Below are 18,023 nucleotides of genomic sequence, written 5' to 3' on the forward strand. Positions count from 1 at the left end.
CTTCGCGTCCGACAGGGCACGGCAGCTGCGCTCGTACCCGTCGTGCAGCTCCCCGCGCCTTTCCCGCAGGCCGCGCCGCTGCTCCCAGTAGGCCTTGTCCGCCTCCACCCAGGCATGGGCGGCCTCGGTGACCCGAGCCCAGGCGTCGGCGACCTGGGGCGGGAAGTTCTCGTCGGTGATCAGCCCGAGCTGCCGGGCGATGTCCTCCCGGACCCAGGCGATGACCGGGCCCCGGGTCTCGACCGCCTGGGGGGCCAGGACGGGACCGAAGGGATTCGGCAGGCCCCGGCGCACCTCCGCCACACCGAGCCAGTCGGTGGGGACCGCGAACAGGTAGGCACGGCCGGACGTGGGCTTGAGGGTGATCTGCGCCGAGTCGGCGCCGCCTCGCCGGTTGGCGTCGGTTTCCGTACCGGAGCCCTCGGCGGGGGAGATCCCGGGCAGCGCCCGCCCCGCCTCCGGGGTTGCGGCCTGTACTCCGCCGCTCAGGACGAGCTGCTGGGCACCGGCGCGGCTGACGGAGCTGTCGCCGCCCTCGGTGTCCCGGACCGCGCTCTCCATACCCGCCTGGGGGGCCACCGCCAGCAGTTCGGCGCCCGTGAAGTCGGGCCGTGAATAGAGGCGGTAGTCACCACTGGCGCCCGGGAGGAACGTGTCCTGCGTGAGTCCGGCCACCTGATGACCCCGGTCACCGGTGGTGTCCTCGTAGAACGCGGCCAGGTTGGCGTCGCCCATGCCGTCGTGCAGGGCGTGGGAGGACGTGGTGTCGGGGCGGGTCAGTCCCCGCGAGCGCGCGGTGCGCAGCGCCGCCTCCAGGGCGCCGCCGGACAACCGCTGCCCGTCCCGGACTCCGGGCAGGGCGCCGTCGGCTCGAGCAACGGCCAGCTCCGCGGCCTCCTGGAGCGTGGGCAGACCCACGACCCGACGGACGAAATATCCGTCCTCGGGAGTCACGAACGGCTGGTCGTCCGGCCGGTCCCGGCGCCAGCGGTCGATCCCGGTCGCGGTGACGTCACGGGCCTCCCAGAAGCCGACGGCGCGCTCGGGGGCGGGCAGTGCCGGGACTCCGAGGAGATCGTCGGTGGCCGAGCCCTCCTCGGTCACCGGCGCGGTCAGGCTGAGCGGCACCTGGTCTCGAAGGTGACCGACGTCGCCGGTGACCTCGACCGGAGGGCCGCCGTCGCCGCGGTCCAGGGTGATGCGCAGCGTGTACGGGGTCAGGTACTCGGCATGCGGTTCGTCGGCGGAGAAGACGTTGTTGCGCAGGCGTGAGCGCATCCGGCCGCTCACGCTCTGGTGAACGCTGGTCCCCTGCTCGATCAGGGTGGGTCCGACGGCCCTCACCTCGGGGTCACCGGTGCGCACGCCCTGTGTCACGGTCTCGCCCAGCGTGGTGGACGTGAACCGGCCCGTGGTCACCTCGCTGGTCTCCGTCGCGTGGCGCCCGTCCCGCAGGACCATGCCGTGCCCCAGACCGTCGAACGTGGCCTCTCGCGCGACCAGTTGCATCCGCAGCGTCGCGGCCCGGCCGATGCGCAGGCCGGTCCGACCGAACGAGGTGCCGATGCGTACCCGTATCCGCACTCCCGTCGACGACGCCTGGTCGCGCAGCGCCCGCATCATCCGGGGACTGAGCAGGGTACGCAGCCGGTCCCGGTCGGCGCTGTCGACGCCGGCCGCGCGCAGCTTCCGCTCGGCCTCGGCCAGCACCCCGGCCGTTTCGAGGGAGTTGGTGGGGTATGTCCCCAGCGGATTGTCCCGCAGCCACTGCGGGCGGTTCCATTCCCGCTCCGTGTACAGGGGTACCTCGCCGAGGTGGTCCTTCACGATTCCGAGGCGGTGCGCCGTCTTCTCGTTGACGTGTCCGAACCAGTCGGAGGAGAAGTTCAGTTGTCGTCCGGCCCAGTGGCTGCGGTGGGCGGTGGCGAGGGTGTGCACCGGGGCGAGCAGACCGTCACCGCGCACGGTGGCGGCGAGCTCGTGCACGGTGTCCCCGGCGAGGAGCAGCTTGGGGCTGGTGTCGGCCGGGTTCAGGTCCATGAGGACGCTGCGGGTGACGGTGCGGGACGTCGCCGCCGACCGGATCCAGTTTCCGAGCAGGCCGTAGGCGCCGGAGACCGTGGGCCCGATCTCGTGGGTGCGCCAGAACGATCCGACGGCCGCCACACTGAAGCTCTGGACGGTCGTGACAGCGCCCGACACCTGCGTGTCGACACCCAGCGTGTGTTCGACCTGGACGTCGGTCGGGCCCGACGCCACCCTCAGCCGCTCCACGCGGGTGCGGTACGTCATGTGGCCGAGCCTGTTGAGGTAGGGCCCCTGCCCGAAGAGTCCGTTGACGCGGGTGCCCGCGAGATGCGAGGTCTGGTCGAAGCCGGCCGTCAGGTATTGGGACAGCAGTGGCCGCAGGGCGGCCTCGTAGGCCGGCGCACCGCGTTCGCTGACGTGCCAGGAGCCGTTCGCGGCAGCCTCCAGGACGGCCGCGGCGGCCTCCTCCAGCTCGGGGTGCGCGGCCACGCCGAGCACGCCGTACGGCAGGTCCCCGAACGGGTTGGCCGGGCCGTTCTCGCCACGCCCGGTGCCCAGCGCCTTGGCCCGGGCCGGGCTGAGCCCGCTGACGCGGACCCCGGTGGGCGACTGTCCGGTGTGAGGGTCGGTCGTGGGGGTGTGCTCGTCGGCGACGGCGAGAGTCACCCGCCCCGTCACCGGATCGCCGGCCGTCCTGCCGATCAGGTCGGTGGGCTCCTCGTGGAAGACGAAGAGGTGCGTGCCCAGCAGCCCCCCGGTGGGCAGCCCGCGCAGCAGGCTGCGGAAGCGCCAGTACCCGCCGATCTGGGCGCTCAGCTCCAGGCGGTAGGAGTGGAGCTGCGACCGGGAGGCACCGATGTGCAGCGTCTCGTACGACGCCGTGGAGCCGTGGCCCAGACGCTCGCCCCGATGCCTGCCCCAGCGCGGCCCGGCCCGCACGATGCCCATGTTCGAGGGGTAGTTCAGCAGGTCCCTGCGCGAGTCCCGGACCGCCACCGAGGCGTCGAACCCGAACTCCCCACCACGAACGACACTCTGCAGGCCGTCGAGCCGCTCGGTGGCCGTGGTGCCCGAACGCACCATCTCGTCGTCCTGAGTGCCCTCGAACCGGCGGCCGGTCAGGCGGCCGTCGATCCACAGGTAGCGGTGACCGCGCGTGAAGCGGCCCGGGTCGACCAGTTGGATCCGCAGACCCGTGGTGACCACCGTTTCCAGGTTGCCGACCATGGAGTGGTGGGCCAGCGTGTTGATGACGGTCAGGGTGTTCTGCAGCGCCATCTGGTAGTGGGCGGGGTTGCGCCACCGGGAGTCCGAGGGGTCGCCGAGTTCACTCAGGGGAGCGATCATCCCGGGGTACCTGGCCCCGGCGGCCCGCAGGATCTCGGCGGTGAAGAACTGCAACAGAGTCGCCCTGGGTACCTCGGGGCTCGTGCCCTCCCCGGTCGACGAGCCGCCGTCCTCGACCGGGACCCAGCCGGGGACGGCCACGTCGGAGGTGAAATGGACCGGGCGGCTCAGGCCCAGCACGGGTGGGTTGTCCGGGGTCAGGTACACCGGGGCGAACGGCACGGCTCCCTCCGGCAGGGGTCGCGTGGTGCCGTCGTCCCAGCCCGCGAGACGGCGCGCCTCGGAGCGCGTCATCCGTTCGAGACTCCACACGCCGAACGGGGTGGGCACCCGGTCGCCCGTCTTGCGGACGTGGACGGTCTTGCGGACCACGTAGAGGTCCGTGGGAACGTTCTTCGCCTGCCCGACGATCTTGCGGTTCGCCGTCCCGCCGAAGGCGGCGCCATGACTGCTGGAGCGACCGTACCGGCCGAAGGCACCGAGCATGAGCCGCAGTCCGGCGTCGTCGCCGAAGAAGCCGGGCAGGTCCGCGCTCGGCCCGGCGCTCGCGAAGACCTGCTGACCGTAGGTCTTGGCGAGGATCCGTTCGCTCTTCACGGCCTGCTGCACGGTGCTGCGCAGTTCCGCAGCCGTGGTCTCGGTGAGCAGTACGGCGTCGACCGGCGCGATCCGGTCCACGACGAACGCCCCCAGCGGCTCACCGTCCTCGCCCAGTAGCTGCCGCGTGGGGATGGGCCCGCGAGCCGCCCGCTCGGCGAGCCGGTGGAAGTTCTCCCCCGTGAAGAAGCTCGCGGTCTCCGCGTAGGCGGCGTCTCCCGGGGCGGCGTTGACCTTGCTCAGCGCCCACTCCCGGATCTCGCCGACGGGGCCGAAGTCCTCCGTACGGACGAGTCGGTAGTCGGCGTTCGCGTCGATGCGCATCGCGCTGGGTGCCTGTTCGGCGCGTACGGGCGAGGTCGCGCTGTCGGACAGCCGTACCGACAGGCCGTTGTGCACACCGAAGAGGAAGTGGTCCTCCCCGGGGAACGGCCGCTTCGAGGAGCCTGGCGCGCGGCTGAGGACATGGACCTCGTACTGGATGTCGTCGAGATGGAGGTGCGAGGTGTCGCTCATCCGCGTTTCACCCTGCAGGAGCGTCTGGTCCTGCAGGGCGTAGTCGTACGACCGCGAGACCCCGAAGCTCGCCCCCACGCGCAGATACCCGGCGAGGCCACCGGCGAGCGGACCGAGCGAGAACGAGGGAGCCACCCGGATCGCCGTGCCCTGCGTCGCGCTGGAGCCCACGGTGACCTGACTGCGCTCCACCGAGTCGAACTTGAAGGGCGAGCCGAAGTCGTCGGCGAAACGCTCCCAGTTGCTGTGCGGGCGTGTGGTGACGTGCAGGACACGGTCCGTGCCGTTGCGATCCCGGAACACGGCCGACTCGTATCCCTCGCCGTGGAACACCCAGGGCGTGTCGCGCAGGGCGCGGGCGAGATCGGTCACCACGGTGTGGTGGTTCAGACCGCGCTCCGCGGGGTCCAGTCCCGCGCGGGAGGCGATCTCCTCCATCACCTGGTCGACGCCTCTCAGGACGACGCGGCTGTGCCCGTACGCGCCCGCTTCGGTGTCGGGGGTGCCGTCGCCGGTCAGATGGGTGGGCAGCTCGCTGCCGTCGCTGAAGACGACGCGGCGGCCGTCCCTCGGCGGGCTCGGCATCGAGCGGTCCAGGCGGGGCGGACGGTGGTGGTCGAGCTGGGTGTCGATGGTGAGCCGGGGCCGGGCCGGCGCCGCCGGCACGTCCGGTGCCCCCGGCTCGGTGCCGTCGGCGAAGCGCACCCGCTTCTCGGGCCGTGGGGCGGCCGCTGGTTCGGGTCGGTCGGGTGCCGTTTCGTCGCTCGGGCCGGACGCGAGGGCGGGTCCGGCCGTGGGAGGGGCCGACGAGCCGGAGGGACGGCCGGATTCCCGTGCCGCCGGGGAGGAGGGACCGGCGAGCGTCTCGGGCGTCACCGTGTCGCGACGGGACGCGCCGCCTTCGCCTGGGAAGAACTTCCCGGTCGTGATCCTGTTGACGACGAGTTCCGCCCGGCGCACGAGGGGCTGCGTGTACCAGGCGGCGTCGAGGTCGCGGTACGCCTGCTCCACCTGCCGGGTGAGGTCCGGGCCCGCGTCCCGGCCGGTCTTCCCGGCGACGAGAGCGGTGAGTTCCCGGCGCCGGGGCTCCGGGAGGTCGTCCCACGAGGGGCGGACGTGCCGTGTGGCCTCGCTCCCCATGCGGCCGATCCAGTCGCGGTACGTGTTGTCGGCGAACGCCTCGACGAGCCGCTTGGCGTAGTCCCTGCGCCGCTCGATCCGGTCCCGCTCGGCTCTGCCCTGACCACGAAGCGGTGCCAGTAGCTGCGCCTGGAAGAGGAGTTGACCGAGAATGCCGGCGTGCATCTCGCGATCGGCGCGGAGCGTCACCGCCAGCTCCTGGAGCGTCGCGAAGTCCCGTGCCGCGCCGATCTTCTCGATCTCCCTGCCGACCTGATCGGTGATCATGGTGAAGATCGACCGGTACACCTGCGCCTCGGCAGGCTGGGGCTTGGTCGAGACGATGTTGCGGTAGTTGCGCTGGATGTCGTTGTCCTCGAACCCCTCTCCTCTGGCCATGCCCTGGTAGTAGGTGGTGAACTGGCGGAGCTCCCCACCGTCGGTGAGCCGGATTGGCCGGTGACCGAAGCGGCGAAGGGTGACCTTGTCGCTCTGGTGTCCGGTGCGGTTCAACTGGCTGAGGACCTCCCAGCCGTCCGGACCGCGCCACAGCATGTTGGTCGTCTCGAACATCGGACCGGATTCGCCCGTGGGGCTTGAAGGGGCGACGTCGTTGTACTCGCCGTCGCCGAACCAGTCGGTGGGCCGCTTCGTCCAACGGAACCGTTCGGCGTTGTCCACGTTCGAGAAGGCCGCCGGCGACTGGAAGTGCCAGGCGGTGAAGCGGCCGGGCACGGCGGCGGCCGTGACCGTGAGGGCGCACCCGCTCATCGTGGGTGTGATCACGAAGTCGGGGCTGAACTCCTTGTCGCTCGGGTCCCGGACCACCTCGGTGTGGCCGATCGCCTTGTCCAGGTCGCTGGTGGCACCCGAGAGATAGGGGATGAACCCGGCCTGGAGGTAGGCGTCCTCGTTGCGCATGACCGGAAGCCTGCTGTCGGGGATCCTGCTGAACGCCGCGATGTGCGGATAGTGCTGCGCGTACTTCTCTACCGCGGGGGCCAGCATGAACCGCCGCTTGCCGGTGGTGTCCCGGCCGACCTCCACCAGGACGAACCAGTGCCGCCTGAGCGACACGTTGTCCAGCGCCTTGACGACCTGTGTCGCGTCCTCCTTCGACAGGCGGGAGGCGTAGGACTGCAGACCGTCCGTCATGTCCAGGGAGACGACGTTCTCACCCAGGAACCGGCGCGGATCCTCCCGCATGGCGCGGACGACGGACGTGCGCACATGCCCGGGGCTCATGGGTGTCCGCGGGATGCGCGGGGTGCGCGGGGCCTGCTTGGGCCTCGGTGTCCTCGCGGCCGGGGGAGTTTTCGCCGTCCCGGGCGTTCTCACCGTGCGAGGCGTCCTGGCCGGCCGGGCGACGCCCGCGGTACGCGGAGTCCGGCCCGCCCCGGGCGTGTTGCCCGTCGTCGGCCTGGCGCCGGTACCCGACGACTTGTTCGCGGCGGCGGAGACCCGCGGAGTACGCGGTGTGGCCGAACTCCGGGGGCCGATCGGCGGGCGGGCGGTACGACGACCGGGTGCCGGCAGCTCCAGGGCGGGCGGCACCACCCTCACCCGGCGCTGGGTGCGCCGGGGTGGGGGGTCCGCGTCGTCGGCCGTCGTGTGCCGGGGACGGGAGGGTCCTGCCTGGGGCGCCTGCGCGTCGTCGCCGGATCGCGCGGGGGCGGAGGTGGTCCCGCCGTCCGGCACGGTCGGTGCCCCGCCGACCGTCACCGTACGCGAAGCTCGCAGGTCCAGCCCGTCCCGGCCCGCTGCGGTCAGCGCCTGCGCCTCGTTGGGAGCCCCCTGGTACAGGGCCATGGCGATCGCGTCCCGCAGGATTCTGACCCGCCCCTGAAGCACGGAGTCGTCGGCGGGCAGGATGGACGGAAGGGTGACGTTGTTCGCCGCCAGGCGCCGGTGCGCCTCGGCCGCGGGCTTGAGTGCGATCTCCTCGCGGAGCTTGCCGAACCTCTTGGCCCTCCCTTCGATGTCCCGGAGCAGGGCCGCCCTGCCGACGGGCCCGGCATCGGCGAAGGCGGTCGCGTTCGTCGCATCCGACCGCGCGGGGGCCGTTTCCGGCACCAGCGGATCGGACACCGCACTCACCGGTGAACCCGCGGGTGGAACGGTGGTGGTGCGCGCACCGGCTCCCACCGTCGGAGTGTGGTGCTCGGCGGCAACGCCCTCCGGTGTGCCGGTGCCGGCGTGCGACACGGTCGCCACGGAGGTGGGGGCGGGAACGTCGTCCTGTGCGGCGGGGCCTTCCGAGACTGTGGGCTCGGGCTCGGGCTCGGTGGGCGGACCGGGCCGTGCGCCGGCCGGCCGGGAAGGAGACGTGGCCGAGACCGTGGCCACGGGCGTGATGCCCGCCCGGGCACCGTCGTCCTGTGCGGCGTCGAGGTTCCCGGTCCGGGCCTCCTCGGATACGCCGACGGGGCCGGCCGTGCCCGTCGGGTCGGCCGGGTCGGAGACGGTCGGGACTGCAGTGGGCGTCTCGTCGTGCGCCGTGTTCCGGCCGGCGTCCCCCTTGGGGCGGTCCTGGCCGACGAGGGCGCCCGGGGCATGGGCGGAGCCTGCGTCGGCCTTGACCGAGGTCGCGTTGTTCGTGCCGACCGCCGCGCCCGGAGCCGTGTTCGCCGCAGGACCCTGCCCCGTACCCACCGCAGGACCCTGCCCCGTACCTGCCGTCGGGCCCTGCCCCGCGCCCACCGCCGGGGCGCTGAGGGTGCCGACGTCCTGGGGTGCGGCGGTCGGAGCCTGGCCGCCGGCGTCGGCGGGCACCACCGATGCCGCGTCGTCCGTCTTCCCCGGGCCGGGGCCGGACTCCGGGGCCGTCTGCGCGGACGCCTTCCGGTCGCCGGAGAGATCCCGCGCCGCCGAGTCGTCCGTCACGACGGAGGTGTCGGACGGCGGAGACGAGGTGACGGTGGAGCCCGTGTGCTCCTCGGCCGGAGGCCACGCGTTCGTTTCCTCGTCGGAGGGCGTCCGGGGAGCGGTCTCGTCCGGCGCCGCGGCCGTGACCGCGCCCTTCACCGGTGTGTGCCCGCCGCCGGACACGGAGGCCGGACCGGCGCCGTGGGAAGCGCCCGTGGCGGCCGGAGCCGTGGAACCGTGGAGCCCGTCCGGGGTGCCGGTCGCCGAGGTGGTGACGACCGGGGACGGGCCGGGTTCCGTGGGGCCGCCCGGAGAGTACGACACGGGTGCGGGGACACCCGCACCCGTGGTGGGAACCTGGGTGTCCGGGCCCGGCCGGTGGACCGCACCCTTCTCGTCGGTGGTCTTGGGGCCATCCGGGGTCAGTCCGGCCGAGACGGTGTTGGGAGTGGCGTTGAGGCTCTGGGGGGAGATGAAATCACGCAGCCCGAGGCCGGCCTTCTGCACTCCCGTGAAGATCAGACCGGTGTTCAGACTGCTGACGACGGCGCCGTGGAACGTCGAGAAGCTCAGCCCCTGCTGGTAGACGGCCGCCTCGGCGAACGTCTCCGCCGCACCCTCGCTCAGCGCGTCGAACCCCCGGCCGGCGGTGTTGGTGGTGAATCCGCCACCGCCAAAGAGCGGTCCGTCGGAGGCCGGGCTCTTCCCCCCGTGGGTCGCGCCGCCGCCGGGCGTCTTGTTCAGGTCGGGCATCGACTCCTTGCCGTCGAACTTCTTGCCGAGGCCCGGTCCGATGTCGAGATCGTCCTTGAAGAGCTTCTTGAAGAGCTGCTTTCCGCCGTGGAAGATGTGGTCGAAGATCGCGGTGGCGCCACCGGTGAGGCCGCTGAGTATGACGTCCTTGACGTCGATGCCGTGCGGTTTGCGACCGGGGGCTGCCGACAGGATCAGGACCAGTCGCGCGGCAAGCGTGGTGAACGCCTCTTCCAGCGCTTCGCTCAGGGTCGGCATCAGATGGAAGCGCTGGGCGAGCATCTGCAGGATCACCACGATCCGGGCCGTCGTGCGCAACTTGGCCTGGACCGTCTTGGTCGCCGCGGTGGCGGGGCTGAAGATCGCCTCGACGGTGAGGATCACGAGCTGGACCACCAGGATCGCCAGCTCGATGAGCAGGTTGACCTTCGACTCGGCGATGTCGATGGAGGTCTTCACCCGGCCGTCGGAGATGTCGTCCAGCTGCCGGGCGAATTCGTCGACGTGGTTCGTGCCCCCGTCGTCGGTCAGTACGTGTACGGCGCGCACGTACTTGCGTGCGACCGGCGGAGGCAGAACCCTGGAGGCGTAGCCGACCGACTCGGTGAGCAGCTCTCCCAGCTTGCGGATCCGGTCCGCGTAGTTCTTGTAGGCCTCGTGGCTCAGATAGGCGAGGTCCTCGTTGGCCTGCGGCATGCGCTCGCCCATGAGGGCGTAGAACAGCTCGTTCAGCCAGTCCGGAACCACGATGGCCATGCGGGTCAGTGCCTTCCGGACCGGGAGGCGTGCTCGTCGATGGCCTCCTGTGCGTCGTCCTGAGCACCCTGGATGAAGCCGCCGTTCTCAGCCAACAGGTTGGCCGAGCCCGAGGCGCCGTCCGAAAGCGCCGTGCCCGCCTCCTCGGCGCCCTCGCGCTCCTTCGCATCCCGCGGGCCGAGTTCCTTCGCCAGCGAGTCGTCATGGCCGTACCAGCCTGCGCTTCTGGCCGTATCGGCATTGAACTCGCGCACACAGCTGCGCGCGATCTGCATGATCTCGTGCTGGAACCTGGCCACCATCCGGATGTCTCCGGGGCTCGCCGAGAAGACGTTCTCCACAGTTCCTACTCCTCCCCGTCCTCATGGATCTCGTCGCGCAGCGACGCGCTGCCCTGCCGCGCGGGCGGCCCCGACGGCTCCTCCAGCCCGCCGGGGCCGAAGATGTCGGCCCAGTCGATGTCGAAGCCCTCCAAGTACGGCAGGCCCGGCCGCGGTTCGGTGAAGGGCTGGATCGTCTTCATCACGTGCCGCGCCATCGAGTCACGTGCCTGCGTCGCCGCCTCCAGCACGGACGCGGCGAGTTCGGTCGGGCTCATGGTGCGGTACTTGTTGTCGAGGAACCTCAGGTCGGTCAACTGCCCCTGGGGTCCCACCGTGGCTTCCACCACGCGGTCACGGGAGCGGACCACGTAGGTGGCCTGCCGCAGTTCCTCCTGAACCTTGGTCACTCCGGCGGTCACGGCGTCCAGTTCGGCCAGTGTGTCCGCGAGACGCTTGCCGAGTTCCTCGGTGAAGGGGTTCACCGAGGCGGTCGCGTCGGGCGCGTCCCCCTGGCGACGGGTCCCGCCGTTCCTCTCCTCCGTCCCGCTCATCCGATCACCGCCGGTGTTCCGCCTTCCTCAGTGCCCCACACGTCCTCGTCCTCGTCCACCCAGTTGGTGCGCTGCCTGTCCCCGCTCTCCGTGGACTGACCGCCCTGCATGCCGCCCATCGGAGCGCCGCCGCCCATGGGCGTGCTGGTGGTCTGTGTCCCGCCCTGCCGGAAGGGCATGGCTTCGCCGTCGATGGAGGGTGCCACCGAGCCGGTGCGGCGCAGCGCGGAAAGGCTGTTCGCGTCGTTCAGTACGGTACGCACACGTTCCGCGTTGGCTCCGCCCGCTCCCGCTCCCGCTCCGGCCCCTCCGGCTCCACCTCCGGCGCCGAAGCCGGGGCTGAGAGGTGTTCCTCCCGGGGGCGCCGTCGTGTTGTTGGCGCCGGCCGGGTCGAATCCACCTATGTTTCCCCCCAGCGTACCTCCCGTGAAAGGTGTGCTGTCGTAGTCCATGTAGTCGGCGTCCGGGTCGGCGTCGAAGTGTCCGTTGCCGTCGCCCAGCGCACCGTTGAGCGGGGTGGTCCCGCCATGCGAGAGGCCGGACACGTCGATCGGCTTGTTCAGCTGCGCCGTCGTGGTGGTGCCGTCCGGAGCCGTGGTCCGCAGGGTTCCGTCGGCGGGGTCGAACACCGTCTTGGTGCCGTCCGGGCCGGTGGTGGTGAGGGTGCCGTCCGCATTGAGCCGGAGGTGACCGCCGTCGGGGGTGGTGACGAGATCTCCCGGGTTGAGCCGGGTCGTGGTGGTGTGTCCGTCCGGGTCGGTCGTCACCAACTGCCCGGTGCCGGGGTCGAAGACCGTCTTGGTGCCGTCCGGATACGTGTGCACCAGGTTTCCGTCGGCGTCCAGGTGCGGCCCGCCGGCGGTGAGCGCGCCGGTGTTCAGTGGGGAGTTCGTGAGCGAGTTCGGGTTCAGGCCGGTGAAGTTGGTGAAGGGGTTCAGCGGGCCGGTGGTGGCGTCGGTGCCGCCGAGACCGGTGCCCTGACCGTCGGGGTTGAGCAGGGACGTCCCGCCGCCGTCGAGGTTCAGGCCGCCACCGAGGGCGTCCGGATTGAGGCTCTGCGGGAAGCTGTCGCCCAGGTGACTCAGGCCGGCGTTGAAGCTGTCCCCCAGGCCGCTGAGGCCGGTGTTGAGCTGCTTCTGGTTGTTGTTGGCGTCGGCGAAGTTCTTGTTGATTCCGTCGAACGCGTTCTGCGTGTTCTTGTTCGAGTCGGAGAAATTCTTGTTGAGGCTGTCCCATGCCTCCTTGTTCTGCTCGTTGGCGTGATCGAGGGCCTTCTCGGCGGCTTTCTTGTCGCTCTTCGCCTGCTCCTTCTCGTAGGTCTCGATGAGGCTTTTGTCCTCCTTCGACCGCATCTCCTCCCCCAGGTCCTCGGCTCCTTCACCCCAGCTCTTGCCGAGTCTCGCCAGGGACTGCCTCGCGGCCTGGACGAGGTAGCCGTCGACGTTTCGGTTCCAGCGGCTCACCGCTTGCTCACCGATCGTCTTCCAGGTGTTCAGGTCGCGCAGTCCGCCTATCCCTGGATTTTCACTGAACCCCGGCAGAGTGTCGAAGTCCACCTCGTCGTAGTCCCTGAGGTTTTCGTCGTTGTCGTTGCTGCTGCCGTCCAGTTTGCTGTAGAGCTTGTCGGTATTGACGACGACGAGAGATACGTTGTTCTGCAGGATCCAGTCGCTCAACGCGTCCAGTTCCTCGAGCAGTGACCGGTGCGGATCGTGCTCGCGCGAGTCGGCCCAGTTCTGCCAGACGTCCTTCAGGACCTTGGCCTCGAAATGCAGGTCCCACTGGGCCTGGAACAGCAGGTCGGAGTAGGTCGACTGGGGGTTCCCGCCGTCGAGCAATGTGTGGCCGCTCTTGTAGTCCCGGCCACCCATCTGCCGTGCGTAGCCGTCGTAGTTCTCGTACAGGGTCTGGAACAGGGTCCGCACCACGTCGGCGGACTGCCCCCGCCACGCCGAGTCCTCACCGCCCAGGGACTTGCTCCACTCCTCAAGCGGCTTCAGCTGAGCCCTGAAGAAATTCGCCGCCCGGTCGAAGGACTCGGCGGTCCGGGTGAAGGAGGTGAGATCCACGGCGTTCACGTCGTCCACCGAGACGCCGTTGTAGGAGAAGTTCTTGGTGGTGTACGGAGGGTTCACGAGTGCTTCGAGGACGAACTTCGGCGCGGACACGTAGCGCCAGAGGTCGATGTCATTCCACTCGTCTCCGTACTTGCCCTTGAATTCCGCGCCCTCCCGGGTGGTGCCCCCGTCCATCAGACTGCCCTTGCCGGCTGCGTCGGCAAGCACTCCGATGAACACGATGTCCGCGGTGTAGAGCCTTACCTTCTGCCCCTCCTGGTGCGTGTAGAAGGCGAGCCGGTAGTCCTCGCCGCGGGACGTCTGCCATCCGGACGCGGCGGTGTAGTCGTCCTTCGTGACGGCGCGCATCGAATGCTCGACCAGGTTCACCCGCATGAGCGGGATCCCCTCTTTGCTCTTGAGTTTTTCGAAGAGGGACTTGCGGCTCGGCAGCGGATAGCCCGTGTAGTCGCTGACGGCCTCCGCCCAGTAGTCGTCGTCGTCGTTGGATTCCATGCGCGAACTCCGCGTCGGTGGGGGTGGGGCGGGCGGGGCGCAACTGCCCTAGATGTCCTGGGTCGAGTTCTGCGACCCGCTCATGTCGTGATCGACATCGTCGAAGATGTCGAGGAACTTCTCCGCGTTGATCTCGGATATGTTGTCGCTCTGCGTGGATCCGATGATCTTGATCGTTTCTCTGAAACCCCTGTCGATGTCACGGAACAGCCGCTCCTGGTTCTCCAGGATGGCGTCGACGGACTTGGCCGACTCGGTGATCGCGTCGAGCAGTGTCTTGCCATGGGTGAGGGCCTCGTCGCCGAGCATCGGCCCCAGTGCCAGGAACTGGTTCTGCCGCAATGTCTCGGCCGTGGCCTCGCCGTTGACCAGGCTCTTGACGGCCCGGGCGGGGCGGTGGGTGACCGGGTCGGTGCCGTCCCTGCGAATCTCCTCCGTCTGTGTCACGAAGTCCTTGAGCTGCGTGTCGATGAACGTCTGCAGCGACTTGCCGTCGAGCTGGGTGAGTTGTCCCACGGGCCCTCCAGAGGTGTCGGGGCGGGCGGTGTCGAGTGCGGCGGAGGGGCCGAGCCACCGGTGCGGTCGCCTCGGCCCCGGTTATGAGGTGTCAGCCGACGACCTTGACCTCGGACCACATCTGGTCGAGCGACCGCTCGGTGTACTTGTAGTTCTCCGACACCTGCGTGAGGAGACCGGCGTGGTCGTGCAGCAGCGCGGTCATCGCGTCGACCGCGCGGACCCACTCCTGCTGCTTGTGCTCGTACATGTCCTTGTCGGCGCCGCTCCAGGTGGCCTTCAGCGCCTGCAGTTCGGCGTCGAGGTCGACGATCGTCTGCTTGATGGCCTTGGTCTGATGGACCATGTCGTCGGCCGCGTTCTGCATGTGGTCGTAGGAGACGTAGATCTCGCCGTCGGTGAAACTCATGGTGGTGACCTCGTGATGTCTCGACTGGAGCCGGTGTCCCGACTCGGATGTCCCTCGGAACTCAGGCTTTGCCCGTGAGCTGGTTGAAGGCGTTGTTCGACTGCTGGTAGGCGTGGTTGATGGCTTCGTTGGACGAACCCTGGTTCTCGTTCATCGCCGTCAGGGTGGTGTTGAGGCTGTCGATCACGTCCCGAAGGCCCGTGAGGATGCTCTTGGCGTGCCCCTCCCAGGTGATGATGAGGTCCCGGTAGGTGTAACCGTCGCCCCCCTTGTACCCCGCGGCCAGGTTGTTGCGCATCGCCTCGACGTCCTGACGTGACCTCCAGATGCCGTTGAACGCGCTCTCCAGGGCCTGGATACCGTTACGTGTCGCCTGCTCATCGCCTGAGCGGATGTTGCCCGCCATGTTCAGCCCTTCCGTTGTCTGTTCGATGAATTCCCCACACATACGTTACCGGCAGCATGTATCTCGTGTGGGACAGTCACATGTGTCTGTCGTGATCTCATCCGGACCGCGTTCCGGTCGGGTGCTTTCCGGTCGGGTGCTTTCCGGTCGAACCACAATGTGTCTGTGTGGTGGTGGGCCGCGTCGCGCCGGTCGCCGCGTTCGGGTCGAGATCGGGCCCCGCGGGCAGCATCGACAGCAAGGGCGAGGGCAGCGGGGTCACCTCTGCCTCGCTGTAGCCGAGCGCGCCGAGCGCCTTCGCCGTCGGGACGCGGTACCTGGTGCCGGTGTCGTCCACCAGATAGGTCGTGGTGCCCATGGTGGTACCGCCCGCTCCCAGGGCACGGACCAGCGCCGCGTGCCCCGGACGCACCACCACGCCGTCCACCCGCAGACACGCCTGTACGGCCTCGGCCGACGGCTGGGCGACGGGGGCCAGTTCGGCCGTCGCGGCGAGAAGCGTGGTGACCTTGGTGCCCTCGCCGTCCGGTTCCACACCCACGCACGCGGAGCGGTCCGCCGCGATGGGGGCCGGCTTCGGCGGAGTGGAGGGCAGCCCCTCCAGGACCGGTGAACGGCCCTCCGCGCCCGGCGCCAGGTGCTGCTTCAGGGCGTCGGCGCCCAGGCCCACGGCTCGCGGTGTCCGTCCCCCGTACGCCTTCTCCCGAGTCCGGGGATCGCCGAGGACGAGGGCCGCCCGGGTGGCCGTCATCGGCATCAGGCCCTCCTTGCGCAGGAGGTAGTACGGGTGCTCGTCCGAGCCGGGCACCTGGGCCTGGAACACCTGGCCGATCATGCTCGCGGCGCCGTCGAGCGCGGGTCCGGCGGTTCCGCGGTCGGGCACCTCGGGGGCCACCAGGTCGGGGCCGAGGACCAGGGCGTTGAGGAAGGCCGCGGAGACCGGCCGGGGAGCCACGGAACCGTAGCCGAGGGACACGGCGGCGCCGGAAGCCTTGTCGAGGCGCAGCCGGCTGCCCTGCCAGACCAGGTAGGCCGTCCGGTCGGGTCCCCGGGCCACGAACGCCTGTCCCGAGCCCAGCCCGGTGCCCGCCACGGGGGCGCCGGCGACCAGAGTGGTGTGCGCGTCCGCCGTCCCGGCGCCGGTGGTGGAGCAGACCAGCCACGCGTCCTGGTCCAGGTCGGCCGGCTTCGGCACCGACTCGGGCGCGCCGGGGATGCCGATGGGCAGGCCCACCGGGGTTCCCTGGAGGGAGGCGGTGGCCACGGTGGAGGTGGCGAGGTCGCTGCCGGCGACGAGCCGGGCGGAGGCGAAGTTGCGGACCGGTCTGAGCCGGCCGCCCACGTACAGGTACCGGGCGCCGGTCTCCTTGTTGACGACGAGGGTCCCGGGCGTCTTCCACGAGGTCTTGCCGCCAGGTGAGATCAGGCCGAACACCACGGACCCGGCACAGATCAGCACGGCTATGAGCACACCTATGAAAACGCCGCGGGTGGTCCGGCCCAGCGGTGTCTCGGGGGCGTCGGGCTCCGCGAGGAGCATGCCGGCGCTCAGCCGGGTCATGGTGAAGCTGTGCGCCTGCACCTGGTCGCGCTTTGACTGCATGGTGGCCTACCTCGCGGCTTTCTTCGAAATCGGCATGGTCGCGGTCAGCCCGAGATGGCACGCAGTTCGCCGAACACCCCGACGGCCCAGAGCGTGAGCGGCAGCAGGCCGATGGCCAGCGCGGACTGCAACAGCTCGGCCGCGCGGCCCCAGTAGGGCAGCATGCGGCGTCCGGGGACGGTCCAGGTCACGACGGCCAGCACGGCGGCCAGGCCCAGCAGTCCGGCGACGAACACCGGCCGGTCGCCGGGGGCGAGGTGGGCACCGGCGCCGACGAGGACCAGCGCCGCTCCCATGGCGCCGGGGACGACCAGGACCAGCCGCTGCCACACGTTGACCATGCCGCGGCCGTGCAGGAGCAGGATCAGGGACAGGACGACGGCGATCAGCGCTTCCGGGAGGTTCGGGCGCCGCACCAGCGGAACGAGACAGCCCGCGCCGACGAGACCGATCGCGCCGTACAGCGCGATCATCCAGCCACTGGCCAGTTCCGTCCGCGTGGCCACCTCCGGGCCGTCGTACGGGTCGATGCCCTCCTGGAGCTGCCGGGGGCTGGCCGGCAGTGGCGGCATCCGCATTCCGGCCAGCTTGAACGCGATGGCGGGGACGAAACCACCGACGAGAACCAGACAGGCGGCGATCGCGCAGGCGGCCTTGTCCACCGGTACGTCGAAGACGCTCATCATCGCCCCGGAGACGGCCGCGGCCACGCAGACCACCGCCGCGGCGAGGAAGAGCGGGGTGTAGACGGCCACGGCGGCCAGGGCGAGCACGGCGGCGCCCGCTCCGGCGGCCCCCGCGGCCAACAGCCGTGCTCCCAGCACGTGATAGGCGTTGGGGCCGGCGATCTCACCGGCGGGCAGCAGCCAGCCCGCGAGCGCCAGTGCCGGGACCGCCATCGCGCCGAGGACGGCACCCGTGGCCGCGTCACCGACCGCACGGCCTGCCGTGCCGGCTCCGGCGAGCAGCAGCAGGCCGGCGACGCCCGCGGTGGCGGCCCGGGGCACCACCGGGCCGCCGGGCCAGGCGAGCACGCCCAGCGCGATGACGAGGACGCAGACGAGGAAACCGCGCAGCAGTTGGCGGCTGCGTTCCGTGGTCCAGGCGTGCAGCCGCTCCCGGGTGACGTCCGCGATGCCCTCGACCAGGTCGTCGAGGCGGACCTCGGGCATCGCCTCGGCCCGTGGGCGCAGATGGAGGACCTCGCCGTCGTGCAGGTCGAGGGAGTCCAGGGTGGCCTCGTCGTCGAGGGCGGGTCCGCCGAGGCGTTGAAGCACCCAGCCGCCGTGGTCGAGTCCCTCTTCCTCCATGCCCTCCACGCAGTACCTGAGCAGCGTGGGGAGGAGGTCGGCCACCGGGACGTCCGTCGGGACGGCCAGGTCGATGGTTCTGGAGGGTGCCCGGACGGAGAGGCGGCACAGGCTGGCCACCGAGGTGTCGCTCATGGTCGGCACATTCGCTTTCGCGGAAGGTGATCGGATCGGTCGGATGTGAAAGTGTGACACCGGCCGACACATAGGTGTGCGACGGGGTGCGGTGTCCATCCGTCTATCGTGTGCAGAGTACCTCTGTCCGCCGGGCCGGTTTTCACGGCCCGCCCCTCCCGTCAGCGGACCCGGTGACACCTGCCTGGCTGCCGTCCGAAGGAGCCGATTCGTTGA

Annotated in this window: 9 protein-coding genes (1 of these 9 cut by a window edge); all 9 read right to left on the minus strand. The window is 70.4% G+C overall.

Going from position 1 to position 18,023, the window contains the following annotated elements; genetic code table 11:
• Positions 1-9,981: the beginning of a hypothetical protein gene (locus ACGH7X_RS39715; RefSeq protein WP_399895592.1), read on the minus strand. 17,292 nt of this gene lie to the left of the window's left edge; only the first 9,981 of its 27,273 coding nucleotides appear in the window; it begins with the start codon at positions 9,979-9,981; the stop codon falls past the left edge of the window.
• 5 nt (positions 9,982-9,986) lie between these two features.
• Positions 9,987-10,322: a hypothetical protein gene (locus tag ACGH7X_RS39720; RefSeq protein ID WP_399895595.1), complete on the minus strand. Its 336-nt coding sequence runs from the start codon at positions 10,320-10,322 to the stop codon at positions 9,987-9,989.
• Positions 10,323-10,327: 5 nt separating this feature from the next.
• Positions 10,328-10,855, minus strand: a complete 528-nt coding sequence (locus tag ACGH7X_RS39725) for a YbaB/EbfC family nucleoid-associated protein (RefSeq protein ID WP_399895598.1) — start codon at positions 10,853-10,855, stop codon at positions 10,328-10,330.
• Complete coding sequence (locus ACGH7X_RS39730) at positions 10,852-13,428, minus strand: AAWKG family protein (protein WP_399895601.1); 2,577 nt, start codon at positions 13,426-13,428, stop codon at positions 10,852-10,854. The genes ACGH7X_RS39725 and ACGH7X_RS39730 overlap by 4 nt, the downstream gene beginning before the upstream one ends.
• Positions 13,429-13,476: 48 nt before the next feature.
• Positions 13,477-13,944, minus strand: a complete 468-nt coding sequence (locus tag ACGH7X_RS39735) for a type VII secretion system-associated protein (RefSeq protein ID WP_399895603.1) — start codon at positions 13,942-13,944, stop codon at positions 13,477-13,479.
• A 91-nt stretch (positions 13,945-14,035) separates the two neighbouring features.
• Positions 14,036-14,353, minus strand: coding sequence for a WXG100 family type VII secretion target (locus tag ACGH7X_RS39740; RefSeq protein WP_399895606.1), 318 nt, complete (start codon positions 14,351-14,353; stop codon positions 14,036-14,038).
• 61 nt (positions 14,354-14,414) lie between these two features.
• Positions 14,415-14,759, minus strand: a complete 345-nt coding sequence (locus ACGH7X_RS39745) for a hypothetical protein (RefSeq protein ID WP_399895609.1) — start codon at positions 14,757-14,759, stop codon at positions 14,415-14,417.
• 97 nt (positions 14,760-14,856) lie between these two features.
• A complete protein-coding gene (gene eccB / locus ACGH7X_RS39750) occupies positions 14,857-16,362 on the minus strand; it encodes a type VII secretion protein EccB (protein ID WP_399895612.1) in 1,506 nt (501 codons plus the stop codon).
• A 44-nt stretch (positions 16,363-16,406) separates the two neighbouring features.
• Positions 16,407-17,807, minus strand: a complete 1,401-nt coding sequence (eccD, locus tag ACGH7X_RS39755; RefSeq protein WP_399895615.1) for a type VII secretion integral membrane protein EccD — start codon at positions 17,805-17,807, stop codon at positions 16,407-16,409.
• Between the last annotated feature and the right edge of the window lie 216 nt (positions 17,808-18,023).

This window comes from Streptomyces sp. BBFR51, assembly GCF_044591655.1.
Taxonomy (GTDB): Bacteria; Actinomycetota; Actinomycetes; order Streptomycetales; family Streptomycetaceae; genus Streptomyces.

Coding starts and splice junctions, on each gene's coding strand:
- eccB (WP_399895612.1), bottom strand. CDS start 16,362: ATGCAGTCAAAGCGCGACCAGGTGCAGGCGCACAGCTTCACCATGACC.
- ACGH7X_RS39725 (WP_399895598.1), bottom strand. CDS start 10,855: ATGAGCGGGACGGAGGAGAGGAACGGCGGGACCCGTCGCCAGGGGGAC.
- ACGH7X_RS39730 (WP_399895601.1), bottom strand. CDS start 13,428: ATGGAATCCAACGACGACGACGACTACTGGGCGGAGGCCGTCAGCGAC.
- ACGH7X_RS39745 (WP_399895609.1), bottom strand. CDS start 14,759: ATGGCGGGCAACATCCGCTCAGGCGATGAGCAGGCGACACGTAACGGT.
- ACGH7X_RS39740 (WP_399895606.1), bottom strand. CDS start 14,353: ATGAGTTTCACCGACGGCGAGATCTACGTCTCCTACGACCACATGCAG.
- eccD (WP_399895615.1), bottom strand. CDS start 17,807: ATGAGCGACACCTCGGTGGCCAGCCTGTGCCGCCTCTCCGTCCGGGCA.